21 protein-coding genes are annotated in these 24,147 nt (G+C 63.4%); 15 read left to right on the top strand and 6 right to left on the bottom strand.

Translation table 11 applies throughout. From position 1 onward, the window contains the following. Positions 1-93: 93 nt before the first annotated feature. Positions 94-345 carry a hypothetical protein gene (locus FHT02_RS02225; protein ID WP_184083765.1) on the top strand — a complete coding sequence of 84 codons (252 nt, stop codon included), beginning with the start codon at positions 94-96 and terminating at the stop codon, positions 343-345. A 240-nt stretch (positions 346-585) separates the two neighbouring features. On the opposite strand, the gene FHT02_RS02220 is transcribed toward FHT02_RS02225, so the two are convergent. The 3 genes from FHT02_RS02220 to FHT02_RS02210 form a co-directional block, all read right to left on the bottom strand. Next, complete coding sequence (locus FHT02_RS02220; protein WP_184083763.1) at positions 586-1,101, bottom strand: hypothetical protein; 516 nt, start codon at positions 1,099-1,101, stop codon at positions 586-588. A 122-nt stretch (positions 1,102-1,223) separates the two neighbouring features. Beyond that, positions 1,224-1,493, bottom strand: coding sequence for a hypothetical protein (locus FHT02_RS02215; protein WP_184083761.1), 270 nt, complete (start codon positions 1,491-1,493; stop codon positions 1,224-1,226). 223 nt (positions 1,494-1,716) lie between these two features. Further along, complete coding sequence (locus FHT02_RS02210; protein ID WP_184083759.1) at positions 1,717-2,346, bottom strand: carbonic anhydrase; 630 nt, start codon at positions 2,344-2,346, stop codon at positions 1,717-1,719. Between the two features lie 111 nt (positions 2,347-2,457). Between FHT02_RS02210 and lipA the strand changes: the two genes are divergently transcribed. From lipA to FHT02_RS02195, 3 genes are all read left to right on the top strand, one after another. After that, on the top strand, positions 2,458-3,378 hold the full coding sequence (lipA, locus tag FHT02_RS02205; RefSeq protein ID WP_184083757.1) for a lipoyl synthase: 921 nt from the start codon (positions 2,458-2,460) through the stop codon (positions 3,376-3,378). Continuing rightward, entirely contained in the window at positions 3,371-3,826 is a 456-nt protein-coding gene (locus tag FHT02_RS02200) for an SRPBCC family protein (protein WP_184083755.1), read from the top strand. The genes lipA and FHT02_RS02200 overlap by 8 nt, the downstream gene beginning before the upstream one ends. Positions 3,827-3,937: 111 nt before the next feature. Then, complete coding sequence (locus FHT02_RS02195) at positions 3,938-4,831, top strand: hypothetical protein (protein WP_184083753.1); 894 nt, start codon at positions 3,938-3,940, stop codon at positions 4,829-4,831. Between the two features lie 65 nt (positions 4,832-4,896). Here FHT02_RS02195 and FHT02_RS02190 read toward each other — a convergent pair whose 3' ends face one another. Further along, positions 4,897-5,424, bottom strand: coding sequence for a CinA family protein (locus tag FHT02_RS02190; RefSeq protein ID WP_184083751.1), 528 nt, complete (start codon positions 5,422-5,424; stop codon positions 4,897-4,899). Positions 5,425-5,473: 49 nt separating this feature from the next. Further along, a complete protein-coding gene (locus FHT02_RS02185; RefSeq protein ID WP_184083749.1) occupies positions 5,474-6,640 on the bottom strand; it encodes a bifunctional 2-C-methyl-D-erythritol 4-phosphate cytidylyltransferase/2-C-methyl-D-erythritol 2,4-cyclodiphosphate synthase in 1,167 nt (388 codons plus the stop codon). Positions 6,641-6,722: 82 nt separating this feature from the next. Here FHT02_RS02185 and dusB point away from each other — a divergent pair, with 82 nt between their 5' ends. The 7 genes from dusB to hflX all read left to right on the top strand — a co-directional run bounded on the left by dusB (position 6,723) and on the right by hflX (position 15,832). Continuing rightward, positions 6,723-7,721: a tRNA dihydrouridine synthase DusB gene (gene dusB, locus FHT02_RS02180; protein ID WP_184084241.1), complete on the top strand. Its 999-nt coding sequence runs from the start codon at positions 6,723-6,725 to the stop codon at positions 7,719-7,721. Next, positions 7,718-8,794: a two-component system sensor histidine kinase NtrB gene (locus FHT02_RS02175; RefSeq protein ID WP_184083747.1), complete on the top strand. Its 1,077-nt coding sequence runs from the start codon at positions 7,718-7,720 to the stop codon at positions 8,792-8,794. The genes dusB and FHT02_RS02175 overlap by 4 nt, the downstream gene beginning before the upstream one ends. Further along, complete coding sequence (gene ntrC / locus FHT02_RS02170) at positions 8,794-10,230, top strand: nitrogen regulation protein NR(I) (RefSeq protein ID WP_184083745.1); 1,437 nt, start codon at positions 8,794-8,796, stop codon at positions 10,228-10,230. The genes FHT02_RS02175 and ntrC overlap by 1 nt, the downstream gene beginning before the upstream one ends. A 59-nt stretch (positions 10,231-10,289) precedes the next feature. Beyond that, on the top strand, positions 10,290-12,542 hold the full coding sequence (locus tag FHT02_RS02165; protein WP_184083743.1) for a sensor histidine kinase NtrY-like: 2,253 nt from the start codon (positions 10,290-10,292) through the stop codon (positions 12,540-12,542). Beyond that, positions 12,539-13,918, top strand: a complete 1,380-nt coding sequence (ntrX, locus tag FHT02_RS02160) for a nitrogen assimilation response regulator NtrX (RefSeq protein ID WP_184083741.1) — start codon at positions 12,539-12,541, stop codon at positions 13,916-13,918. Before FHT02_RS02165 ends, ntrX begins: the two co-directional genes overlap by 4 nt. A gap of 123 nt (positions 13,919-14,041) precedes the next feature. After that, positions 14,042-14,533 (top strand): RNA chaperone Hfq, encoded by a 492-nt coding sequence (gene hfq / locus FHT02_RS02155; RefSeq protein ID WP_184083739.1) that lies wholly within the window; start codon positions 14,042-14,044, stop codon positions 14,531-14,533. 6 nt (positions 14,534-14,539) lie between these two features. Continuing rightward, complete coding sequence (gene hflX / locus FHT02_RS02150; RefSeq protein WP_184083737.1) at positions 14,540-15,832, top strand: GTPase HflX; 1,293 nt, start codon at positions 14,540-14,542, stop codon at positions 15,830-15,832. Between the two features lie 4 nt (positions 15,833-15,836). Here hflX and mazG read toward each other — a convergent pair whose 3' ends face one another. Next, the gene (mazG, locus tag FHT02_RS02145; protein WP_184083735.1) at positions 15,837-16,586 is read right to left on the bottom strand and encodes a nucleoside triphosphate pyrophosphohydrolase; all 750 of its coding nucleotides are present in this window, start codon (positions 16,584-16,586) and stop codon (positions 15,837-15,839) included. Between the two features lie 179 nt (positions 16,587-16,765). Here mazG and FHT02_RS02140 point away from each other — a divergent pair, with 179 nt between their 5' ends. From FHT02_RS02140 to FHT02_RS02125, 4 genes are all read left to right on the top strand, one after another. Beyond that, positions 16,766-18,412 carry a Na+/H+ antiporter gene (locus tag FHT02_RS02140; RefSeq protein WP_184083733.1) on the top strand — a complete coding sequence of 549 codons (1,647 nt, stop codon included), beginning with the start codon at positions 16,766-16,768 and terminating at the stop codon, positions 18,410-18,412. 90 nt (positions 18,413-18,502) lie between these two features. Next, positions 18,503-19,180, top strand: a complete 678-nt coding sequence (gene rpiA, locus FHT02_RS02135; protein WP_184083730.1) for a ribose-5-phosphate isomerase RpiA — start codon at positions 18,503-18,505, stop codon at positions 19,178-19,180. Between the two features lie 80 nt (positions 19,181-19,260). Further along, a complete protein-coding gene (gene tkt / locus FHT02_RS02130) occupies positions 19,261-21,345 on the top strand; it encodes a transketolase (protein ID WP_184083728.1) in 2,085 nt (694 codons plus the stop codon). Continuing rightward, positions 21,342-24,146, top strand: coding sequence for a bifunctional transaldolase/phosoglucose isomerase (locus tag FHT02_RS02125; protein WP_184083727.1), 2,805 nt, complete (start codon positions 21,342-21,344; stop codon positions 24,144-24,146). The genes tkt and FHT02_RS02125 overlap by 4 nt, the downstream gene beginning before the upstream one ends. Position 24,147: the final 1 nt, after the last annotated feature.

The following is a 24,147-nucleotide window of genomic DNA, read 5'->3' as shown; positions in this document are numbered from 1 at the left end:
CGGAAGCCGCCGTGGCTAAAAGTGGTGGCTAGCTGCCTTTCCGTTTCAATAGGAACCATTGCATTCCACTCGCGAAAACCTCCGTTCTTCCGGTTGATACTCAATATCGACCTGAGCACATCCACCGCCACTGATGCCGGGAAGATCAGTCCAGTCCTCCACCCAAGCGCTTTCACCGGCATCCACCAGACGTACCTCGCCGCCAGCTATCGGACAGGGGAACGGGGAATCATCCAGTGTTCGGCAATGCTGCGCAATCGTTCGGCGATGGTCTTCGGAGTGGTTGATAAGGACAGCCAAGACAACGCCGTCACGCTCAGCGTAGTATCGCTCGTAGCTCCCTAGCGGCGCCGCTCCTTGCGGCAACACGACGGAATCCTCGATCGTTTCAGCTAATCTCTCCGTGTCATCACTGGCACCTGCACATCCGGCTAGCAACGATGTGAGTAGTGACAGAAAGGTGAAGCAGGCGGTCCGCATGCAGAGAAGATGCCTTCGAAGTTAAATGACCGCAATTGGGCGGAAGCGGACTGGCCGCTTTGAGGTTCCATATCTCAAAAGCGGCCACTACTCTCTCAGGAAAGCCTAATCGCGGCTGCGATCGATTTGACCTGTTTCAAGTGACCTTCGCCAGCCCCCCGCCGCCACGATCCGCCCCGCCTCAAATGTGAAAGTCACAGGGAAGGCGTCGCGTGAGGTCGCATCAATGAATTCAACCTTGACCTTTTGCACCCCACATACATCTTGGACCGGCGTCGGTATCCCGTCCCAGCCATAATAGCGAAACGACGCAGCGTTCATGTGTTTGGTTAGGGCACGCAATCCGTCCACGCCCATACCCATCGGAAGGCCGACATCTCCGCCACCCGACGAGAATTGCGCCGAAGACGAAACCAACTGGGCCAAGCGTCGGTCGGTTGTTGCAGAAGGTGCCGCAGCCAACCGCACCGCGTCCACCGCTCGAATGCTCAGGATGGCCTGCAATTCCCCGATAGTTTGAACCTCGCCCAGATCACAATCATCAGGAGTTGCGGGAGAAGCCGCCAACGGCGCTCCAAATGATGACGCGATGAGCAAGGTTGCTAGACTGGAGACCTTCATAGACCCAATTTGCCCTTCAAAATAGATCGCCGCAACTGGTTGGTCCGGATGGCTATAGCGCTAAGGTGAACGGCCGTTTTCAGTGGCGCCGACAGTTACACGTAGCGGCCGACATTGGGCGGTCATCGCCGTTCGAAGGCGACTGTTTCGCTCGTAGAGAATGGGTCGCTTGTAACCGTCTCAAACCAGTCGGTGCGAAAGCCTGGTAGCGCCGACAGGTAAGCAATGAGGTCTGACCAGCCAGCCGCCTCCTCATGGAAGCTCCAGACTTGCCCGCCGACATCGACCTCGCAGCAAATAAGGTCGGTCGTGATCTCGTCGCGCTTGTAGAACGTCACCGCTCCGATCTCGGCAAGCGGTAGCTGGCGAAGAGTGGCAGGAGTGATCGTCACCGCCCCATCCTGCCCCGCTAAACGATCGTCCGCAATCAGGCACCGGGTCGGCTACGACCGACATTGGGCGTGTCCGGCCGTTCGCATTTGTGGATTCATCCCCAGCTGCTGAATCCCTCCGTCTTCCTGGTAGCGAGCCGGGATCCAGCTTCTTCTCCGCGGGTTCGAAGACAGCGGGACCCCGGCTTAACGCCGGGGTGAGAGTGGAAAATAAGCCGCGACTTCAGGCCGGACCGAAGCCACCATCCTCATCCATCACATGCAGCACGCCATCCGCAATCGCGAAATACGCGCCGTGCAGCGCCAGCTTGCCCGCCGCCTCGCGCTCCGCGACCCAGGGGAAGGTGCGCAAATTGGCAAGCGACACCCGCGCCGTTTCGAGTTCCAGCGCGTGCACCGCCTTTGCCCCCTCGCCATGTTCGGCAACGATCCGCTCGCGCGCCTCGTCCAATATGTCCACCCAATGCGCGATGAAGCCGCCGGCGCCCGGCTCGGCATCGGCGAAGCGCTTGGTCAGCGCCGCGTGGACGCCGCCGCACGCGCCATGCCCCATTACCACGATCTCGGGCACTTCCAGCTGCGTCACCGCGAACTCCAGCGCCGCCGACACGCCGTGGCGTCCACCGCCGGTCTCGAACGGCGGCACCAGGTTGGCGACGTTGCGCACCACGAAAATCTCGCCGGGCAGCGTGTCGAAGATCTGGGCTGGATCCACTCGGCTGTCGGAACAGGCGATCACCATCACCTTGGGATCCTGCCCCTGAGACAATTCGGCCCAGCGTTCGCGCTGGCGCCGATAGTCGCTGGTGCGGAAGCGCTGATAGCCGTCGAGCAGGTCGATAAAGTCGGTCATGGTCCGCTCGGAACGCTCCCGCCGCGCTTGCGATCCCGCTTCGGCGCGCTGCAACCACGGATGCACAGCGCTTGGTTGTGCCCGGGCGGGCGGATCGCTATTTGCCCTCCCATGAACGAGATGTCGCCGCTTCCCCGTCCCGAGCGTGTCCGCAAGCCCGATTGGATTCGCGTCAAGGCGCCGACCTCCGCCGGCTTCGCCCAGACCCGAGCGCTGATGCGCTCGAAAAGCCTGACGACGGTGTGCGAAGAGGCGGCATGCCCCAATATCGGTGAGTGCTGGTCCAAGAAGCACGCCACCGTCATGATCCTTGGCGACACGTGCACCCGCGCCTGTGCCTTCTGCAACGTGAAGACCGGCATGCCGCGCGCCGTCGATCCGATGGAGCCCAACAATGTCGCCGATGCCGCGGCACAGATGGGCCTGGAACATATCGTCATCACTTCGGTCGACCGCGACGATCTGCCCGATGGCGGCGCCAAGCAGTTCGTCAAGGTGATCGAAGCGATCCGCAAGTCGAACCCGGTCACCACGATCGAGATCTTGACGCCCGACTTCCGCAACAAGCATGAGCAGGCGGTCGAGATGATCGTCGCGGCGCGCCCGGACGTCTACAACCACAATCTCGAAACCGTGCCGCGCCTCTATCCGACCATCCGTCCGGGGGCGCGCTATTACGCCTCGATCCGGCTGCTGGAGACGGTGAAGAAGCTCGATCCGTCGATCTTCACTAAGTCCGGCATCATGCTCGGCCTCGGCGAAGAACGCCTGGAAGTTCACCAGGTCATGGACGACATGCGCAGCGCCGACATCGATTTCCTGACCATGGGCCAGTATCTCCAGCCCACGCCCAAGCATGCCAAGGTGATCGACTTCGTCACGCCCCAGGCGTTCAATTCCTATGGCGCGATCGCCCGTGCCAAGGGCTTTCTGCTGGTCGCATCCTCGCCGCTGACACGTTCGAGCTACCATGCCGGCGACGATTTCGCGAAGATGCGCGCCGCGCGTGAGGCCAAGCTCGCACGTGCCTAAGCATTCCGAAACGCGCTCGCTGCCCTACACGCCCGAGCAGATGTTCGATCTGGTCGCCGATGTCGGCCGCTATGGCGAGTTCCTGCCCTGGGTGTCGGCGGTGCGCGTGCGCTCGAACAGCGACACGCAAATGGTTGCCGACCTGATCGTCGGGTTCAAGGGTCTGCGCGAAAGCTTCACGTCCAAGGTCGAGAAGCAGCGCCCCGAGCATATCCGCGTCGACTATCTCGAAGGGCCGCTGAAATATCTGAACAACGACTGGACCTTCCGCTCGGACGGGCAGGGCGGTTGCCAGGTGGACTTCTGCGTCGACTTCGCCTTCAAGAACCGCGTGTTCGAAATGCTGGCCGGCCAGGTCTTCGACCGTGCCTTGCGCAAGATGATCAACGCGTTCGAGGAACGCGCCGCACGGCTTTACGGCGATGCGGGCGCGCAAAGCGCGGCCTGAACGTCCCGCGCACCGGCTCGGTGCTTCGCCATCACCGTTCATCCGGCCGGTCTTCTTGACGGAGTGACACGCGCTGCCCACTCTTCGAAGCTCTCTGCATCGGAGGGACGGATGCACGCATATGACATCGATGTAGGGCCGTGGCGCTCCGGCAATCCGGATCGCGGCGAGGATGGATGGGCCTTCGGGCTTCCACCCGGCATCGCAGCCGAGCAATGGCCGCTCGATCCCGTCACCGGCTATCCGCTGGTCCATGGCTTTACGCTGCTGTTGCCGCAGGACTATCGCGTCCACGGGCCGGATATCGTCGCGGTCTCGTTCTTCGCCACACCCGCTGACAGCAATGACGGCGGCGCGGCGCCATGGAACGATGCGGTGTCAGCATTGATCGCTGCCCCCGGCAATACGCCGCCCGGCGACCCTGCGCTGCTGCCCTGGTGGGAACGCGCCCGACTCGTGCACCCCCGGACTGCCCGGATGGAGGACATCCTCGGCTATGGCTATGCCGCGGTGCTGCTCACCCAGGCGGAATATGACGGCCCTTCCTGCCCGCCGCCGCCGCCGGTCGACGCACCCAATCCAGCCGCCGCACCGGCATGGCTGGGGGAGGGCGCGGCCGTGGCGTTCGAACGGTTCAGCGGTCGATCGCCTTTCGTGCAAGTGCCTCCCGATCCATGGTCGATCCACTGCCCGCTGCGCCTGATCCAGCGCACCGACGATCCCAATGCCGGCATCGCCCCGCAGGACACATGGGACAATCAGGATGCCGAAAACGGCTACACCGCGCGCTTCTTCACCGATGCCGACGGAGAGTGGCATCCCCAGCCCTGGTCCGAAGGGCACGCCGCCAATCATCTCGGCGGCACCATGCAACCCTGCCAGGCCACACCTGCGTTCAGCCCTTATTACATCGAGTTCGAAGAAGGGCTTGGCGGGTATAATTTCGGCGGCGGCAACGCCCAACTCGATCTTCGCGATCTGAAGTTCGATTGGGCCTGCGGATAGCTGCGGTTAGCTGCGGATAGGGGCGCACCGCCGCGCACCGTTGGCGGCCGTGCGATGGGTCTGGGCTACTCGCCGGGCGTTCTGCCCGGTGCCCCCGGCATCAGCAGTTCGAGCGCGCACAGCGCCGCTTGCAAGCGGATGCCGCCCCGGCCACTATTCTCGAAATGGCGCGCGTCGGCCACGATGTGCTGCGGATCGGCGCCGCGCTCGGCCTGCGCGAACACGACCGTCCCGACCGGCTTCTTCTCCGATCCGCCTTCAGGTCCCGCGATACCCGTGATCGCCACGGCGACATCGGCGTTGGAGCGCTTGAGCGCGCCCTGCGCCATGCTCCACGCCACGGCGATCGACACCGCGCCAAAGGTTTCCAGGACGTCGGTGCTGACCTTCAGCGCCTCGGTCTTGGCTTCGTTGGAATAGGTGATGAACCCCACGTCGAACACGTCGGACGATCCCGGCAATTCGGTCAGCGCGGCCGATACCAGTCCGCCGGTGCAGCTTTCCGCGACGGCGATCCTGCGCCCCAGCGCGCGGTTGGCTTCCAGGACCTTGCGGGCGGACTCGACGAGTTCGGCGGGAAGAATCGTATCCATCAGGTGACTGCCTCTGCCACCTTCGGCACCGCGACGCGAGTCATCGCGCTCACGGCAGCGGGGCAGGGACGGGCACGCGCACCGTCGCGATCGCCTGCGCGGCCATGCCTTCGCCGCGGCCGGTGAAGCCCAGCCGCTCGGTGGTCGTCGCCTTGACACTGACGGACGCGATGGGGAGCGAAAGGATTTCGGCGATGCTCGCGCGGATCGCGTCGCGATGCGGGCCGATCTTGGGCGCTTCGCACATCACCGTCACGTCCACGAAGTCGAGCACGCCGCCCTGGTCGTTGAGCAGGCTGAGCGCATGGCGCAGGAACTGGGCAGAGGCTGCGCCGCGCCATTTGGGGTCGCTCGGCGGGAAATGCATGCCGATATCGCCCGCGGCGATCGTGCCGAGCAGCGCGTCGGTGATCGCGTGGAGCGCGACATCCGCGTCGCTATGCCCCGAAAGCCCCTTGTCGTGCGGGATCAGGATGCCGCCCAGCCACAGTTCCTGCCCCGTTTCGAAGCGATGGACGTCGAACCCCTGCGCGCTGCGGACCTGCATCGCGCCGTTCAGCCGCAGCTCGGCGGTGGCGAAGTCATTGGCAACCGTGATCTTTTCCAGCATCGGGTCTCCTTCGACCAGGCGAACGTCGCTGCCGGCCGCGCGCACCATCTGCGCGTCGTCGGTGGCTTCGCGCTCGGCTGGCCACGCTTGGTGGGCGGCAAATAGAGTTGGGAAATCAAAGGCTTGCGGCGTCTGCACCCGCGCCAAACCTGCCCGCGGCACCACGTCTCCCGCATGCGTTTTCCGCGTCGACAAGATAGTGTCCACCACACCCAAAACCGGCAACGCAGCAACATCCTCATCCAGTGCAGCCAGCAACCGATCGATCACCGCATGCGGCAGCAAAGGCCGAGCAGCATCATGCACCAGCACCCGCGATATTCCGTCGTTCTTCAGATATTCCAGCCCTCGAAGGACCGACTCCCGCCGCGTATCGCCGCCCACTACGCATTCAACATCCCCCAATGCCGCAGCAAGCAGCGCCTGCTGCCCTTGGCCGATCACCACCAGGACGCGGTCGATCTGTGGATGGGAGGCAAAGGCGCGGTAGCTATGCGCTAGAACCGGCCTGCCTCCCAGCGAAGCGAACTGTTTGGGCAACGCTGCCCCAGTGCGCGTGCCGTTTCCTGCAGCCACGACCAGCGCGACGGTTGTTGGATGCCCCATACCCGCCGCCTAGCCCGCGACGCCGCGCTTGCCAATCGCGGCTTGTCCGCGTAGCGGCCAGTGCTTAGTTTCCAGGCAGATGATGCGCGAACTTGCCCCCATCCAGATTGGTCCCGTGCGGATCGAAGCGCCCGTGCTGCTGGCGCCGATGACTGGTGTGACCGATTTGCCGTTTCGCCGCGCCGTGCGCCGCTATGGCTCGGGTCTGAACGTGACTGAGATGATCGCCAGCCAGGCGGCGATCCGTGAAACCCGTCAGTCGATCCAAAAAGCCGCGTGGGATCCGATCGAAGAGCCCGTGTCGATGCAGTTGGTCGGATGCACGCCTTATGAAATGGGTGAGGCTGCCAGGCTGAACGAGGATCGCGGCGCTGCGATCATAGACATCAACATGGGTTGCCCAGTGCGAAAGGTCACGAACGGCGACGCCGGCTCCGCGCTGATGCGCGACCTGAAGCTAGCGGCGGCGCTGATCGACGCCTGCGTGAAAGCGGTGACGGTCCCTGTCACCGTCAAGATGCGCATGGGGTGGGACCATGACAGCCTCAACGCGCCCGAACTCGCGCGGATCGCGCAGGACCTGGGTGCGCAGCTCGTCACGGTTCATGGTCGCACCCGCAACCAGATGTACAAGGGTTTTGCAGACTGGGCCTTTATCCGCAAGGTCAAGGATGCCGTAACAATTCCGGTTATCGCAAATGGCGACATTTGCACGGTGGAGGACGCGCAGGAGGCACTCCGGCAGTCCGGCGCGGATGGCGTGATGATCGGCCGTGGCGCCTATGGCAAGCCATGGGTCCTGCGGCAGGTTATGGATGCCCTTGCCGGTAAGAGCAATCGCGCCGAGCCCGGCTTGGAAGAACAATATCGCGTCATCGTAGAGCATTATGTGGACACCCTCACGCACTATGGGGACGAGGTTGGCGTGAATATGATGCGGAAGCACATCGGCTGGTACACCAAGGGGATCCACGGTTCGGCCGAGTTCCGGAACAAAGTCAACCAAGTTGCGAATCCCAAGCAGGTGCTTGTGATGCTAGACGAATTCTATGCGCCATGGCGTGAGCGCGCGGCGGCTTGAGCCCCGAGGTCGTACCTTTCACAGCAAGGCCAAGCCACGCCGATCTATTCTCGGCCATCCCGGTCGCGGTGTTGGTTTTGGATGCGGAGGGACGGATCACGCACGCGAACTCGGCATGCGAGCTGCTGCTGAATCTGAGTGAGTCGGCCATGGTCGGCCAAGCCTTTGAGGCGGTGCTGCGCCCGCCTCAAGACTATGTCGATCGCAAGAACGGTCATGGCTTCGCTGCCTTCGATGTCGAGGTCGAGACGAGCCGCGGCTTGAGAGTTCGAGTCGACCTTCTTGAAACCCCCGTCAACGAATTCGCAGGATGGCGCGTATTGGTGCTGCATCATGCCGCACAGTCGCGCCGCATGACCCAGGGTGCCGATCGGTCTGCGGGTGCTCGAGCGGCGATCGGTGCTGCCGCGATGCTAGGACATGAGGTTAAAAACCCCTTGTCCGGCATCCGGGGCGCTGCCCAACTGCTGCAAAGCGGTGAAGAGGATGACGGGCTGACCACGTTAATCACCAGGGAGGTAGATCGCATCGCTGCGCTGATCGACCGAATGCAGGACTTCACCGACACACGTCCCCTGACGCTTCAGCCCACGAACATCTATCCCCTGCTGGACCACGCCCGTCGCGTTGCTTCGGCCGGGTTTGCACGTGATATCATCGTCGAAGAGCAGTTCGATCCTTCACTGCCGGAGGTCTTGGTCGATCCCGATGCCCTGCTGCAGGTACTGCTGAACCTCATCAAAAATGCGTCGGAAGCGCTACAAGGAACGACCGAGCCGCGGATCACGCTTGCCACAGCCTATCGCCACGGAGTGTCGGTCAGCAGCGCTGCAGGGCGCCCCCGTCAGCCTTTGCCAATCGAGATTTCTGTGACGGACAACGGTCCCGGCGCTCCAGACGATATACTGGACCATCTGTTCGAACCCTTTGTATCGAGTAAGCCGGAAGGTAAGGGACTAGGTCTGCCGTTGGTTGACAAGCTGATGCGGGACATGGGCGGCATCGTGCAGTACTCACGTGAACGCGGCCCGGAGGCGACCGTACTTCGCCTGCTGCTGCCAAGGGCAATGTGATGGCAACTATACTCGTGGTCGATGATGATGCCGCGATCCGGACGGTGGTGGCTGCCGCTCTAAAGCGTGAGGGGCACCGCGTGGTGCTGGCGCAGAATATCGCCGAACTCCGCCGGAACTTGAACGCCGAGACGCCGGATGTGCTGATAACCGACGTCGTGCTGCCCGACGGGAACGGCCTTGAAGAAGTGACGTCCGTGCTGGGGCGCCACCCCGACCTGCCAGTCATCATCTTCTCCGCCCAGAATACGCTGGCCACCGCCGTGCGGGCGACGGAAGTTGGCGCCTTTGATTATCTGCCTAAGCCGTTCGACCTAGACGTGCTGAGCCAAGCGGTGTGCGGCGCGTTGTCGCGGAGGCAGGGCGGCGCGGATGAGCTGATTGCCAACGAGGACGGTGCGGGAGCGCTGATCGGGCGCTCGCCGCCGATGCAGGACGTGTACCGCGTCATTGCGCGCGTCGTGTCGAACGACCTTACCGTGCTCATCACGGGGGAGTCAGGCACCGGCAAGGAACTCGTCGCAAAGGCGATTCACGACTTGGGTGCACGCCGGCGCGCGCCGTTCATTGCGCTCAACATGGCTGCCATTCCCCGTGAACTGATCGAGGCGGAGCTGTTCGGCCATGAACGCGGGGCATTCACCGGCGCCCAGGCCCGCGTAGCCGGCAAGTTTGAACAGGCTTCTGGCGGCACCCTGTTCCTGGACGAGATCGGCGACATGCCAATGGATGCGCAAACGAGGCTATTGCGTGTCCTTCAGTCCGGGGAGTTCACCACGGTTGGTGGAAATCGAACGATCCGAGTCGACGTGCGTATTGTCGCTGCCACCAACAAGGAGCTGCCCCAGCTCGTGCAAACCGGGCAGTTCCGCGAAGACTTGTTCTACCGCCTGAACGTCGTTCCCATTGCGCTGCCGGCGTTGAGGGATCGGCGGGGCGACATTCCTCTGCTGGCGCACCACTTCTTGGATCGCGCGGTGAAAGATGGCCTTCCACGCAAGCGATTAGAGCAGGATGCGCTAAGTGCACTGCAGGCACATCATTGGCCTGGAAATGTACGCGAACTCGAGAACATGATGCGTCGGCTGTCGGCGTTGACGCGAGACGAGCGGATCGACGGCCAGGCGGTTAAGGATGTGCTAGGTTCGGGGCGGCTCTATGCCCCGGCGGGCACTGCAACGCTGGAGGCGGCAGTAAAGGCTTGGCTCGCCGAAGTCGCGATCGACGCGCCACAGGCGATGAACGACGGCACTTTGTACGACCGGCTGATCGAAGAAGTGGAGCGGCCGTTGATCGAGGTGATGCTGATCCGCCATGGCGGGAATCAGCTCCGGGCAGCACGTGCTATCGGGATCAATCGCAACACGCTGCGCAAACGCTTGGACAGCTTGAACATCCCTTCCAGGGATCAGAGTGCGCCTCCGACCAGTGATTAAGCACCGTTAAACGAAATTATGTGTTTTCGGGGCAACGGTTGCGTTGTATCCTGGCCACGATGGATGTGGCCTCCAAGCAGACTGCCGATCTCCGACCGCGCGAGCGGCGCTTGGTTGTCACGCCAACAATCGAATTCCTCGTCCTTGCAGTAGCAGTGATTGCCGCGGTCGCGACGTACCTGGTCGTCACGCGACAGGGTACGCCGCAGCGCCTGCTCACGCCTCCGCTCGTCGCGACTCTTCTGGTCGCGAACCTCATTACCTGCGGGTCGCTGATCGTGCTGGTGGGACGGCGGGTTGCCCTAAGACGAGCGGCACGCCTGCCAGGGGGCGGGCGTGCGCAGCTGCACCTTCGGCTCGTGGCGATCTTCTCGGTTCTAGCGGCAGTGCCGACGGTTCTGCTGGCGGTGGTCGCGTCCATCCTGTTCCAGTTCGTCGCCGAGTTCTGGTTCACCGGTCGCGCGCAAGGACTGCTGGAAAATTCGCGCGGGCTTGCCGAGGAATCTTACGCCCAGCTTCTGCAATATGTCGACAACGAGAACATAGCGCTGGCGCGGGACGTTAATCGCGCCTTGAATTCGGGCTATGTGATCGACACGCCGGAGTTCAAGGCCAGCTTCTCATGGACGGTATTCCAGCGCAGCTTGTCGAGCAGCCTGCTGTTCTCCTTGTCGAGCAAGGGCGAGATTCAGACTCAGGCGTTGGTCAACAACTCCGACCGCAACCTGATGCTCGACGTGAGCCCGGCGGACGTTCGAAAGCTGAGCGAGGGGAAGCTGAGTGTTGTTGGCACCAACCCGAAGTTCACCTATTCGCTCACCCGCGTTCCCGAGACGGACCTGTATCTCTATTCCTATCGCGAACCGTATGCGAACGAGATGGCGGTGCGGCTGGGCCGTGTGAAGTCGGTGTTCACCGATTACAATGCCTTGCTATCGCGCTCTCGGGCGATCCAGCTTCGATTCAACATCGTCCTGTTCGTCATCTCGCTGATAATCATCGCACTGGTGGTATTCTTTGCCATCACGGCAGCGGACAGGTTGGTTAGGCCGATCAACGAATTGGTGGATGCAGCTCGCCGCGTCGCGGAGGGCAATCTAGGCGCCCGCGTCGCCGTGGCGAAGAACGCCGATGAGATTGCCACGCTTGGCAGCGCCTTCAACGGAATGACCGAGCGTCTGCAAGCCCAGACCGAAGCGTTGGTGTCTGCGAATGCGCAGGCCGAAAGCCGACGCGTTCTGATCGAAGCTGTGATCTCGGGAGTCTCGGCCGGTGTGGTCGCAATCGATGCCGACCGAGGCATCCGGCTGATGAACGCCTCGGCCCGATCACTGCTGGGCCGCGGCGAAGAGGATCCGGTAGGGCGTTCCCTGCGCGATGTCGTGCCGGAACTTGATGCGCTTCTTGATGGAGAAGAGCGGGAGGCGGTTGTTCAGATCAGCAAAGGCAGTGACGCACGCACTCTCGCCGTCAAGGTCACGTCTGACGAGCAGGGGCGCGTACTGACCTTTGACGACATTACCCAACAGCTGAACGATCAACGCAGGGCCGCCTGGTCGGACGTGGCCCGGCGGATCGCGCATGAAATCAAGAACCCGCTTACGCCGATCCAGCTCGCAGCCGAGCGGCTACAGAGGCGGTATGGCAAGCAGATCGATCCTGCGGACCCGACATTCTCAAAGCTGACCGAGACGATCGTGCGTCAAGTGGGCGATCTGCGGAGGATGGTGGATGAATTCTCGTCCTTCGCGCGCATGCCCAAGCCGGTGTTTCGCGAAGAGTCATTACTCGACATCGCACGCCAGGCTATGTTCCTGCACGAAGTCGCGCATCCCGGGATCCGCTTCTTGCTGGATGAGCCTGGTGAAGCCCCGAGCATCGTTTGCGACCGACGCCAGATTGGGCAGGCTCTCACGAACATTGTCAAAAACGCAGTGGAGGCGATCGATACGCGGCTGGAAAAGGGCGAGGGGGGCACCGGCGAGGTCGTGCTCACGCTTCATCCCAAGGCGGACCATCGGGTGCTGCTAACGGTATCCGACAACGGAGTCGGACTTCCGGCTGACCGCGACCGGATAATTGAACCCTACATGACGACGCGGAGCCGGGGCACCGGGCTGGGTCTCGCGATCGTGACCAAGATCGTCGAAGAACATTTCGGCACCATCGCTTTTACCGATCGGACCGGGGGCGGGACAGTGGTGACACTCTGCTTCGATACCGAGATGCTCGACCGTGTGACGACTGCCCCTGACGACGGTGGCGATGCTCGCCCGACAGCAGTTATTTCTAGTGGAAGCCGTAGATCATGAGTCTCGATATCCTTGTTGTCGATGATGAACGCGACATTCGCGAGCTGGTTGCCGGTGTCTTGGAGGACGAGGGCTATGCCACGCGCGGCGCGGCGGATAGCGACGCGGCGTTGGAAGCGATCGCCGAACGTAGGCCCAGCCTAGTGTTGCTCGACGTCTGGCTTCAAGGTTCGCGCCTCGACGGCCTGGAGTTGCTAGACGAGATCAAGCGCCGCGATGCCTCTATTCCGGTGCTCGTGATCTCCGGACACGGCAATATCGACACTGCCGTGGCTGCGATCCGCCGCGGCGCGTCGGATTTTATCGAAAAGCCCTTTGAAGCCGAGCGGCTGCTGCTGCTGGTCGAGCGCGCCACCGAAACCGAGCGGCTTCGTCAGGAAGTGGCATCGTTGCGTGCTTCGGTAGGGCGTAACAACGACCTGACCGGCAATTCAGCCGCGATCAACTCGGTCCGGGCAACGCTGAAGCGAGTGGCGTCGACGGGCAGCCGCGTCCTGATCACCGGGGGTCCAGGAGTCGGCAAGGAAGTCGCGGCGCGCCTGCTCCACGGCTGGAGCCAGAGAACCACCGCGCCCTTCGTGATCGTGAGTGCGGCGCGGATGACGCCGGAACGCGGCGAGGAAGACCTTTTCGGCGTCGAGGAGGGCGGGGACCTGATTCGCACCGGTCTTTTGGAACAAGCTCATGGCGGCACGCTGTTCCTGGACGAGATTGCCGATATGCCGCTTGCCACCCAGGCCCGGATTCTGCGGGTGCTGACCGATCAAAGCTTCAGCAGGATCGGCGGTACGCGCACGGTAAAAGTGGATGTGCGGGTTGTGTCTGCCACTTCGCGCGACCTACAAGGCGAGATCGTGGCAGGTCGCTTTCGTGAAGATCTCTATTACCGGCTCAACGTCGTGCCGGTATTGATCCCGTCGCTCACCGACCGGCGCGAAGACATCCCGGTGTTGGTAGAGCACTTCGTTGCGCATTATGCGAACGAGCGCCGCGTGCCGACGCCAGAGGTTGCGCCGGACGCGATGGTGGCACTGCAAAGCTATGAATGGCCGGGTAATGTTCGCCAGTTGCGCAACATCGTCGAGCGAACGGTGATCCTCGCCCCCGGGGATCGCATCGGTCGGATCGACCTCGACCTTCTTCCGCCTGAAGTGCTCGGCGGATCCGGTGACGCCGGCAATGGCATGGGGGCAAGTGCCATCATGGGCACGCCGCTGAAGGAGGCGCGAGAAAGTTTTGAGCGCGAGTATCTTCGGGTCCAGATACGGCGCTTCTCCGGCAATATTTCCCGCACGGCGAGCTTCATCGGGATGGAGCGATCGGCGCTGCATCGTAAGCTCAAGCTGCTCGGCATCACGGAAACGCGCGAGGATTAGCGCGTGGACGAAGGGCTGCTAAGAAACTAAGGTACGCGCACGCGCCAAGGTGGCGCGGACTCTGACGCCGGGAAACGGCGCAAAGCGGACAAACTCCGCCAAAAATAGAAGGACTTGCAGCCAGTGGCCGAGAAGCAAACCTCGCTCCAGGATCTTTTCCTCAATTCGCTACGTCGCTCCAAGGTCCCGGTGACCATGTTCCTAGTGAAGGGTGTGAAGCTTCAGGGCATCGTCACCTGGTTCGACAATTTTTCCGTACTGCTCCGCCGCGACGGGCAATCGCAGCTTATCTACAAGCATGCGATTTCGACGATCATGCCGGCCGGCCCCATGGATCTCACCTCGCTGCTCGAAGCGGCGGGCGAATATCAGCACAAGAACCCCGTGTTGCAGGAGATTTTCCTGAACGCCGTCCGCCGGCAGCAGGAAAACGTGACCATGTTCCTGGTGAACGGCGTGATGCTGCAAGGGCAGATCGCTGCGTTCGATCTATTCTGCATGTTGTTGCAGCGCGAAGGCATGGCGCAGCTTGTCTATAAGCACGCCGTGTCGACGATCCAGCCGGCGCACCCATTAAATCTTGCCGAGGAAACGAACGGCTCTGACGACGATTGATAGCGCATGAGCACTGGTTTCGATCGCGATCCCGACGAATACACGCGGGGGGCAAAAGCAGCTGTCGTCTATCCCGACATGGGGGCTAGCTCCCGAGACGCCGAGGCGCGTCTCGAGGAGACCGCCGGGCTGGCGGCAGCGATTGGCGTCGAAGTTCGAGAGAAAGTGGCGATCAAGCTGCGACAACCGAAGCCAGGCACACTGATTGGTTCGGGTCAGGTTGAAGCGCTGGCCGAGACTGTGCGCGATCGAGAACTCCAGCTTGCAGTGTTCGATGCTGCACTGACACCGGTGCAGCAGCGTAATCTTGAGACTGCGCTTGGGTGCAAGGTTATTGATCGCACCGGTCTCATTCTCGAAATTTTCGGCGAGCGCGCACGCACGGCAGAAGGCCGTCTACAGGTCGAACTCGCGCACCTCGACTATCAGGCTGGACGGCTTGTTCGAAGCTGGACTCACCTTGAGCGGCAACGGGGTGGCTTCGGGTTCCTAGGCGGGCCGGGGGAAACCCAGATCGAGGCTGACCGCCGGCTTATCCGTGATCGCATGGCACGCCTGCGGCGGGAGCTTGATCAGGTAAGCCGTACGCGGACCCTGCACCGCGATCGGCGCCAGCGTGCCCCGTGGCCCGTCGTGGCGTTGGTGGGGTACACCAATGCCGGCAAGTCGACGCTGTTCAATCGGCTGACCGGGGCCGGAGTGATGGCCGAGAATCTGCTGTTCGCCACCCTGGATCCCACCCTTCGTCAGATCTCCTTGCCTGGCATCGACAAGGCCATTTTGTCCGATACGGTGGGCTTTGTGTCAGAGCTTCCGACGCAGCTTGTGGCGGCTTTTAAAGCGACGCTGGAAGAAGTCGTTTCGGCGGACTTGCTTATCCATGTGCGGGACATCGCCCATCCTGATACCGAGGCGCAGCGGGCGGACGTCGAGAAGGTGTTGAGCGACTTGGGCGTAGCAGAAGCGACGCCGCGCTTCGAAGCTTGGAACAAGCTCGATTTGCTGGAGGAGGCTGAACTCGAGCGTGTGTTGGAGGGAGCGGCGAAGCGATCGAACGTGATGCCGATCTCTGCGGTGACCGGAGAAGGCGTTGATCGGCTGATCAAGACGGTGGCGAGCCGGCTTACCGAAGGGCACCGCCGATATACGATCGAACTCAATCCGGCCGATGGCGCAGGGGCAGCTTGGCTTCATCAGCACGGCGATGTCTGCGATCATTGGGTGGAAGGCGATAAGGCAGTTTATGAAGTCCGGATGGCGCCGCAGGACTTCGAGCGATTCGAGACGCGGCACGCCTGACCGATCAGCGCCGATGCTTGGCCTGTTGCCAGAGTGCCTCCTTGGCATTGAGGTCCAGGGCGGCAAAGCTTTGGCCAGCCTGCGCTTCCATGGCCGCGAACCGCGTTTCGAACTTGCGATTAGCATTGCGAAGCGCCGCTTCGGGATCAATGCCGAGTTTGCGAGACCAGTTCACGACTGAGAATAGCAAGTCTCCGATCTCTTCCTCGCGAGTCGCATCATCTGCCGCTTCCACTTCGGCGAGTTCCTCGTCGATCTTTGCCCGCGCACCGCTTGGGTCGGGCCAGTCGAAACCGACGCGTGCTGCGCGCTTTTGAAGCTTTTCGGCGCGGACGAGCGCCGGCAGGGTTACCGCCACGCCGTCCAGCGCACTGGTCGCTCCTTTTGCTTCCCGCTCCTCAGCCTTGATCTGCTCCCAGCGGTGATGACCGCCTTCTTCCGAGCCGCGGAAGATGTGCGGGTGGCGGCGTTCCATTTTGTCGCTGATGGCATCGATTACATCCTGAAGCGCGAAATGACCGGCTTCCTGTGCCATGCGGCTGTGAAAGATAACTTGAAGTAGCAGATCGCCGAGTTCGTCCTTCAGATCCGCCATGTCATTGCGCTCGATCGCGTCGGCGACTTCGTAGGCTTCCTCGATTGTGTAGGGGGCGATGGAGGCGAAATTTTGGGCAAGGTCCCATTCGCAGCCGCGTTCCGGATTCCGGAGGGTGGCCATGATTTGTTCGAGGCGTTGGATGTTGGTGAAAGTCATGCAGAGAGGGCTCCTGACGGGGCACTAAGATATTGATTTCAGGCCGAAATGGTTTCGCAAGATCGGCCGTTCGCAGTGGATCTCTTAGCGCGGCGGCAGCCGGATACAAAGTGGTGCGGGTTTCCTGCTGGCGGCTGGCTGCCTAATGAGGGTGCCACCTGGTGGCTGGGAGTGCCGGTTTGGAGACTGTTTCCATCGTCCTGTTCCTGCTGCTGGCGGTGGTCGTCAGTGGGGCGGCGTCGCGCATGCTGCCAGTGGCGCTACCGACGCCCCTGGTGCAGATCCTGCTGGGTTCGGCGATCGGGCTGTCCACCTCCTACCGCGTCGAGCTGGACCCCGAGCTGTTCTTGCTGCTGTTCCTGCCGCCGCTGCTGTTCCTCGACGGATGGCGCATCCCCAAGGACGAGCTGCTGAAGGATGTTTCCACCGTCGCCGAACTGGCGCTGGGTCTGGTGCTGATCACCGTCCTAGGCATGGGGTTCTTCATTCACTGGATGATCCCGGCGATGCCGCTGGCCGTTGCCTTCGCGCTTGCCGCCGTGGTCTCCCCGACCGACCCGATCGCGGTGTCCGCCATCGCCGCGCGCGTGCCGATCCCGCGACGGATGATGCACATCCTGGAGGGCGAGTCGCTGTTAAACGACGCGTCGGGGCTGGTCTGCCTGCGCTTTGCCATCGCCGCCGCGCTGACGGGCAGCTTCAGCGCGTCGGCGGCCGCGTTCGACTTCCTGTGGGTAGCCGGCGCCGGAATCGTCGTGGGCGTCGTGGTGACTCTAGCCGCGACCCGCGCCAAGGCATGGGTGTCGCGCCGGTTCGGCGAGGAAGCGGCGTCACAGATCCTGGTGAGCCTGCTGATCCCCTTCGGCGCCTATCTGATCGCCGAGCATCTTCATGCATCGGGCATTCTGGCCGCCGTCGCCGCCGGCGTGACGATGACCTTTGCCGAGATTTCCCGCCAGGCTATGGCGAGCACGCGGATGCGGCGCAATTCGGTGTGGGACACCATCCAGTTCGCGCTGAACGGCATCATCTTCGTGCTGTTGGGCGAACAATTGCCGGCGATCCTGTCCGGCGCGGCCGAGACGGTACGGGTGACCGGCCATCACGGTGTAGCCTGGCTGGGCATCTACATCATGGCGATCGTCGCCGGGCTGGGTACGCTGCGCTTCACCTGGGTTTGGGTTTCGCTGAAGCTCACCTTGCTGCGGCGGCGCGCCGGTGCCTCGGAGGCCGTCCCGCTGCATAGCCCCGGCTGGCGGCTGGTTGCGGCGATGTCCTTTGCCGGGGTGCGAGGCGCGATCACACTGGCGGGTGTGCTGACGCTGCCGCTGACCATGAACGACGGCACGCCGTTCCCGGCACGCGACCTGGCCATTTTCCTGGCGGCGGGCGTGATCATCGTGTCGCTGGTGATCGCCAGCATCGCGCTGCCGCTGCTGCTTCAAGGTCTGACCATGCCCGCCGAGCCTTCGCTACAAGCGGAAGACGATGCCGCGCGGGTTGCCGCCGCCAAGGCAGCAATCCGTGCGATCGAGCGGGCGCAGCATGACCTGGCCGAAGAACGCGACGACGCCGATTTCTACGCCGCGGCCGGCAGCCGGGTAATGGACCTGTACCGCGACCGCATCGAGAGCCGCAGCCAGGGCGCCAAGGTGGCAGCCGAGGCGCGGCTTCAGGACAAGCTGGAGCGCGACTTGCGGCTGGTTGGCGTGCGTGCCGAACGCGATACGCTCGTCCGGCTGGCACGCGAGCGAAAGATCGGAAGCGCCACGCTGCAAAAGATCAACCGCGAGCTGGACCTGATGGAAGCGCGGTATCGCGGGTGAGACCAGCCCCGGCCTCCCGTTCTTCCATCGTCCGGAGCCGTTCTCTAGCCTGCGCGTTGCGTTGCTGTAGCCCGGGAGGAAACCGAATCCATGGAAGCCTTGAAGCGCATCGCGGCGGAAGCCGCGGTGGCGGAGATCGCGGACGGCATGCTTGTCGGTCTGGGCACCGGATCGACCGCGGCTTTCGCGATTGCCGCACTCGGGCGGCGGGTGGAAGAAGGGCTTAAGGTGACTGCCGTCTCGACCTCGTTACAGACCGCGCAAGCGGCAGAGAAAGCGGGGATCCGCGTCCTCGATTTCGCCGACGTCGCCGCGACCGATCTGTGCATCGATGGCGTGGACGAGATCGACCCGCATTTGCGCGCGATCAAGGGTGGCGGGGGCGCGATGCTTCGGGAGAAGGTGGTGGCTACCGCCTCTTCCCGCATGATCGCCATTGCCGATGGTTCGAAGTCGGTGTCGCAGCTTGGAACGCGCCCCGTGCCGATCGAATATCTTCCGTTCGCCCGCGCGTTTGTCGCGCGGCGCGTCCAGGAACTTGGCGGAAACGCAGCCGCGCGTCTGACCGAGGCTGGCAGCGTTTTCCTAACCGACCAGGGCAACCCGATATTGGATTGCAGCTTTGGCCCGATCGTTGATCCGGACGCGCTTGCCCTGTCCCTGTCCACCATACCCGGCGTGCTGGGGCACGGACTGTTCGTCGACCAGATTCACACACTCTACCTCGCAACCGCCGCGGGGCTGAAAAGGTGCGACTGGCGGTTCTGAGCATACGACCGAAACCCAGTGTTTCGCGGCATCCTTCCCTGCTGTTCCTCGTTTGAGTTTTATCTGGATCAAGGACGACCATGACCGAAGCTCCCACTGCAACCGGCACGCGCGAAGACGGCTCACCCGAGCGCCTGGCGATCGACACCATCCGCACCCTTTCGATGGATGCCGTACAGAAGGCGAATAGTGGCCATCCCGGCACACCGATGGCGCTGGCGCCGGTCGCCCATACCCTGTGGCGCGATTATCTGCGCTACGATCCCGAGACGCCGGACTGGCCCAATCGCGACCGCTTCGTGCTGTCGGTCGGCCATGCGTCCATGCTGCTCTATTCGCTGCTGCACTTAGCTGGAGTCCGCGAGATCGACGCCGATGGAAAGCCGACCGGGGCCGAGGCGGTGAGCCTGGACGACATCAAGCAGTTTCGTCAGATGTCTTCCAAGACCCCGGGCCATCCCGAATACCGGATGACCACAGGCGTGGAGACCACCACGGGTCCGCTGGGCCAAGGCTGTGGCAATTCCGTGGGCATGGCCATCGCCGAGCGTGCGCTGGCCGCCAAGTATAACCGCGACGGCTTCGACCTGTTCGATCATGACGTGTATGTCCTGTGCGGTGACGGCGACATGATGGAGGGCGTGTCGGGCGAGGCCGCGTCCACCGCCGGTCACTTGAAGCTGTCCAATCTCTGCTGGATCTATGACAGCAACCAGATATCGATCGAGGGCAGCACGTCGCTGGCCTTTGACGAGGATGTCGGCAAGCGCTTCGAAGCCTATGGCTGGAACGTGCTGCATGTCGACGACGCCAACGACACCGCCGCCTTTGCCCGTGCGCTCGACACGTTCAAGGCGACCAAGGACCGTCCGACCTTCATCGTCGTCAAATCGGTGATCGGTTGGGGCAGTCCCAAGGCCGGCAGCGAGAAGGCGCATGGCGAGGCATTGGGCGAGGACAATGTTCGCGCGACCAAGAAGGCTTATGGCTGGCCCGAGGACGCGCAGTTCCTGGTACCCGAGGGGGTCAAGGAAGCATTTGGCGGCGCGATCGCGGCGCGCGGCAAGCCCGCCCGAGAGGCTTGGGAGGCGCTGTTCGCGCGCTATGGCGAGGCGTATCCTGAGGAAGCCGCCCAACTCCAGGATCTGCGCCGCGGCAAGATCAAGGATGGGTGGCAGGACGCGATTCCCAGCTTTCCCGAGGATGCCAAGGGGCTCGCTTCGCGCGATAGCGGCGGCAAGGTGCTGAACGCACTGGCGCCGGTGATCCCGGCGCTGATGGGCGGCGCGGCGGATCTGTCGCCGTCGACTAAGACCGACATCAAGGGCAAGCCTTCGTTCGAGCCCGACAATTATGCTGGGCAGAACATGCATTTCGGCGTGCGCGAGCATGCCATGGGATCGATCGCCAACGGCATGGCGCTGTCTTATCTGCGCTCCTACACCGCCACCTTCCTGGTGTTCGCCGACTATATGCGTGCGCCGATCCGGCTGGCGGCGATCATGGAGCTGCCGGTCGTGTTCGTGTTCACCCACGATTCCATTGGCGTGGGTGAGGACGGACCCACCCACCAGCCGATCGAGCATCTCGCCACGCTGCGTGCGATCCCCGGACTCGACACGATCCGCCCGGGTGATGCCAACGAAGTGGCGATGGCGTGGAAGGTTGCACTGGAGCACACCCATGAACCGACCGCGCTGATCCTGTCTCGCCAAGCGATACCGACGCTGGACCGCGAGAAATATGCCTCGGCCGAGGGCCTGGAGAAGGGCGCCTATATCCTGGCCGATGCCGTGGGTGGCGAGCCCGACGTGATCCTGATCGGTACCGGGTCCGAACTGCCGATGGTGGCCGATGCGCATGAGAAGCTGACCGCCCAAGGGATCAAGTCGCGCGTCGTGTCGATGCCGAGCTGGTATCTGTTCGAAAAGCAGGACCGGGCCTATCGCGAGCAGGTGCTGCCGCCGAGCGTCACGGCGCGGCTTGCCGTGGAGCAGGGCGGTTCGATGGGCTGGGACCGTTATGTGACCAGCGACGGGGCGACGATCACCATGTCGACCTTCGGCGCTTCCGCTCCCTTGTCGAAGCTGCAGGAAAAATACGGTTTCACCGTGGACAACGTAGTCAAGGTGGCGCGCGAGCTGATTGAAAAGAGCAAGAAATGACCAGTCGTTTGAAGCAGCTCGGCGAGGCCGGGCAGGCGGTGTGGCTCGACTTTGTCGACCGAAAATTCCTGGCCGAAGGGGGCTTGCGCACGCTCGTCGAGGAGGACGGGCTGACCGGGGTCACGTCCAACCCGTCGATCTTTGAAAAGGCGATGGGGCATGGCGACGCCTATGACGAAGGGTTCCAGACCTTTCTGGGCAAAGCCGATGCCAGCGTAGTCGATACCTATGAGAACCAGGCGATCGCCGACATCAAGGCGGCGGCGGCCGACCTGCGGCCGGTCTTCGACCGGCTGGGCGGCAAAGACGGCTATGTCAGCCTGGAGGTCTCGCCGTATCTGGCCGAGGGTACGCAGGACACGATCGAGGAGGCGCGGCGGCTTTGGGCCGCCGTCGGCGAGCCCAACCTGATGGTGAAGGTGCCCGGCACCAAGGCGGGCGCCCCGGCGATCCGGACGTTGATTGAGGACGGCATCAACATCAACGTGACGTTGCTGTTTTCGCTCAGCTCCTATCAGGTGGTGGCTGAGGCCTATCTTGCCGGGCTGGAAGCGCGGGTGAAGAAGGGCTTGGGCGTTGACGGGATCGCCAGCGTGGCGAGCTTCTTCGTCAGCCGGATCGATGCGAAGATCGACAAGGCGATCGACGCGCGGATCGAGGCGGGCGATGCCGAGAGCGAGGCGTTGAAGGCGGTGCGTGGCAAGGTGGCGATCGCCAACGCCAAGCTGGCCTATGCCTGGTACCAGGAAATGATCACGAGCCCGCGCTGGCAGGCGCTCGCCGCCAAGGGCGCGATGCCGCAGCGGCTGCTCTGGGCCTCGACCGGCGTGAAGGACCCCGCCTATCCCGATACGCTGTATATCGACATGCTGATCGGGCCGGACACGGTCAACACGATGCCGCCCAAGACGATGGACGCGTTTCGTGATCATGGCACGGTGGCGGTGACGCTGACCGACGACATCGAAGGCGCCCGCCATGTGATCGCTGAGGCCGAGCGGCTGGGGCTGGGACTGGACACGGTGACCGAGGGGCTGGTGCCCGAGGGCGTGCAGCAATTTTCCGACGCCGCCGACGCGCTGCTCGGCGCGGTGGCGGGCAAACGGGCCGCGTTCCTGGGCGACCGGCAGAACGGCATGGACGCCGACTTGCCCGCGCCGCTGGCCAAGGCGGTCGACGCGCGGCTGGAAAGGGCACGGGCGCAAGGCTGGCCACGGCGGCTGTGGCAGGGCGATGCGTCACTGTGGACCGGTGGAGATGAAGCCAAGTGGCTCGGCTGGCTGGCGGCGGGGCGGGGGACGCAGACCGATCCCGACGCGCTGACCAAGCTGGCTGCCCTGGCGAGGGGACATAAGGATGTCGTGCTGCTCGGCATGGGCGGGTCGAGGCTGGGGCCCGAGGTGCTGTCGCTGATCCTGGGCAGCGCAAATGGCGGACCCCGGTTGCATGTGCTCGACACCACCGATCCCGGGCAGATCGCCAGCGTCGCCGGCGCGATCGATCCCCGGGAGGCGCTGTTCATCGTCTCCTCCAAGTCGGGATCGACGATGGAGCCCGAGCTGCTGCGCGCCTATTTTTGGGAACTGGCAGGCGCGGATGGCAGCCGCTTCGTCGCGGTCACCGATCCGGGATCGAAGCTGGAGGCGGCGGCCAAAGCCGACGGATTCGCGATGATCTTCCCGGGCGATCCGGCGATTGGCGGACGCTATTCGGTGCTGTCGGCGTTTGGCATGGTGCCGGCGGCGGCGATGGGCATCGACACACGCGCCTTTTTCGAAGCGGCCGCGCCGATGGTGCTCGCCTGTGGCCCCGATGTGCCGCCCGCGGCCAATCCGGGTTTCCGGCTGGGCGCTGTGCTGGGCGAAGCGGCGGTCTCGGAGCGTGACAAGCTCACCATTCTGCCTTCCCCCGGGCTGGTGCCGTTCGGCGCCTGGCTCGAGCAGCTGATCGCCGAAAGCACCGGCAAGCAGGGCAGGGGCATCGTTCCCGTCGACCTGGAGCCGGTGGGTGACGCGGTTGGCTATGGCAGCGATCGGCTGTTCGTGCACCTTCATCTCGAGGGGGACGAGGATGCCGCGCTTGAGGCCAAGCTCGCCGCGCTGACGCAGGCGGGGCAGCCGCTGGTCACGATCCGGATCGCCCGGCGGGAGCTGATCGGGCAGGAGTTCTTCCGCTGGGAAGTCGCCACCGCGGTGGCGGGCGCGGTGATCGGCATCAATCCGTTCGATCAGCCCGATGTCGAGGATGCCAAGGTCGCGACGCGCAAGCTGGTCGACGCCTATGCGCAGACCGGGGCGTTGGAGCCGGCGACGCCGATCGCCGAAACCGAAGACTTTGCGATCTTTGGCCCGGGCGATGCCGAGTTCGCGGCGACCGATCCGGCAGCGTTGCTGCGGCTGCACTTCGCCAGCCTGTTCCCGCCGCGCTATGCCGGCTTCCTTGCCTATGTGGAGCGAAACGGCGCCAACGCCGCGGCGATTGAGGCGATGCGCCTGGCAGTGCGCGATGCAACGCAGGCGGCGACGGTCGCCGGGTTCGGGCCGCGCTTCCTCCATTCCACCGGGCAGGCATATAAAGGCGGGCCGGCGACGGGCGACTTCCTGGTCATCACGCGCGAGCCAAAGGCCGACCTGGCCATTCCGGGACACCGCGCCAGCTTTGGGACGGTGCAGATCGCCCAGGCGCGCGGCGACATGGACGTGCTCGCCAGCCGTGGACAACGCGTGATGCGCGTGCATTTGAAACACGAGAACGGCATGGACGCGCTGGTCGCGGCCGTTACCCACGCCGTCCGTCGTTAAA

It is taken from the genome of Sphingomonas xinjiangensis, assembly GCF_014199255.1.
GTDB classification, from domain to species: domain Bacteria; phylum Pseudomonadota; class Alphaproteobacteria; order Sphingomonadales; family Sphingomonadaceae; genus Sphingomonas; species Sphingomonas xinjiangensis.
Note: the sequence above shows the minus strand (reverse complement) of the source record. Positions and strands in the feature narration are given on the sequence as shown.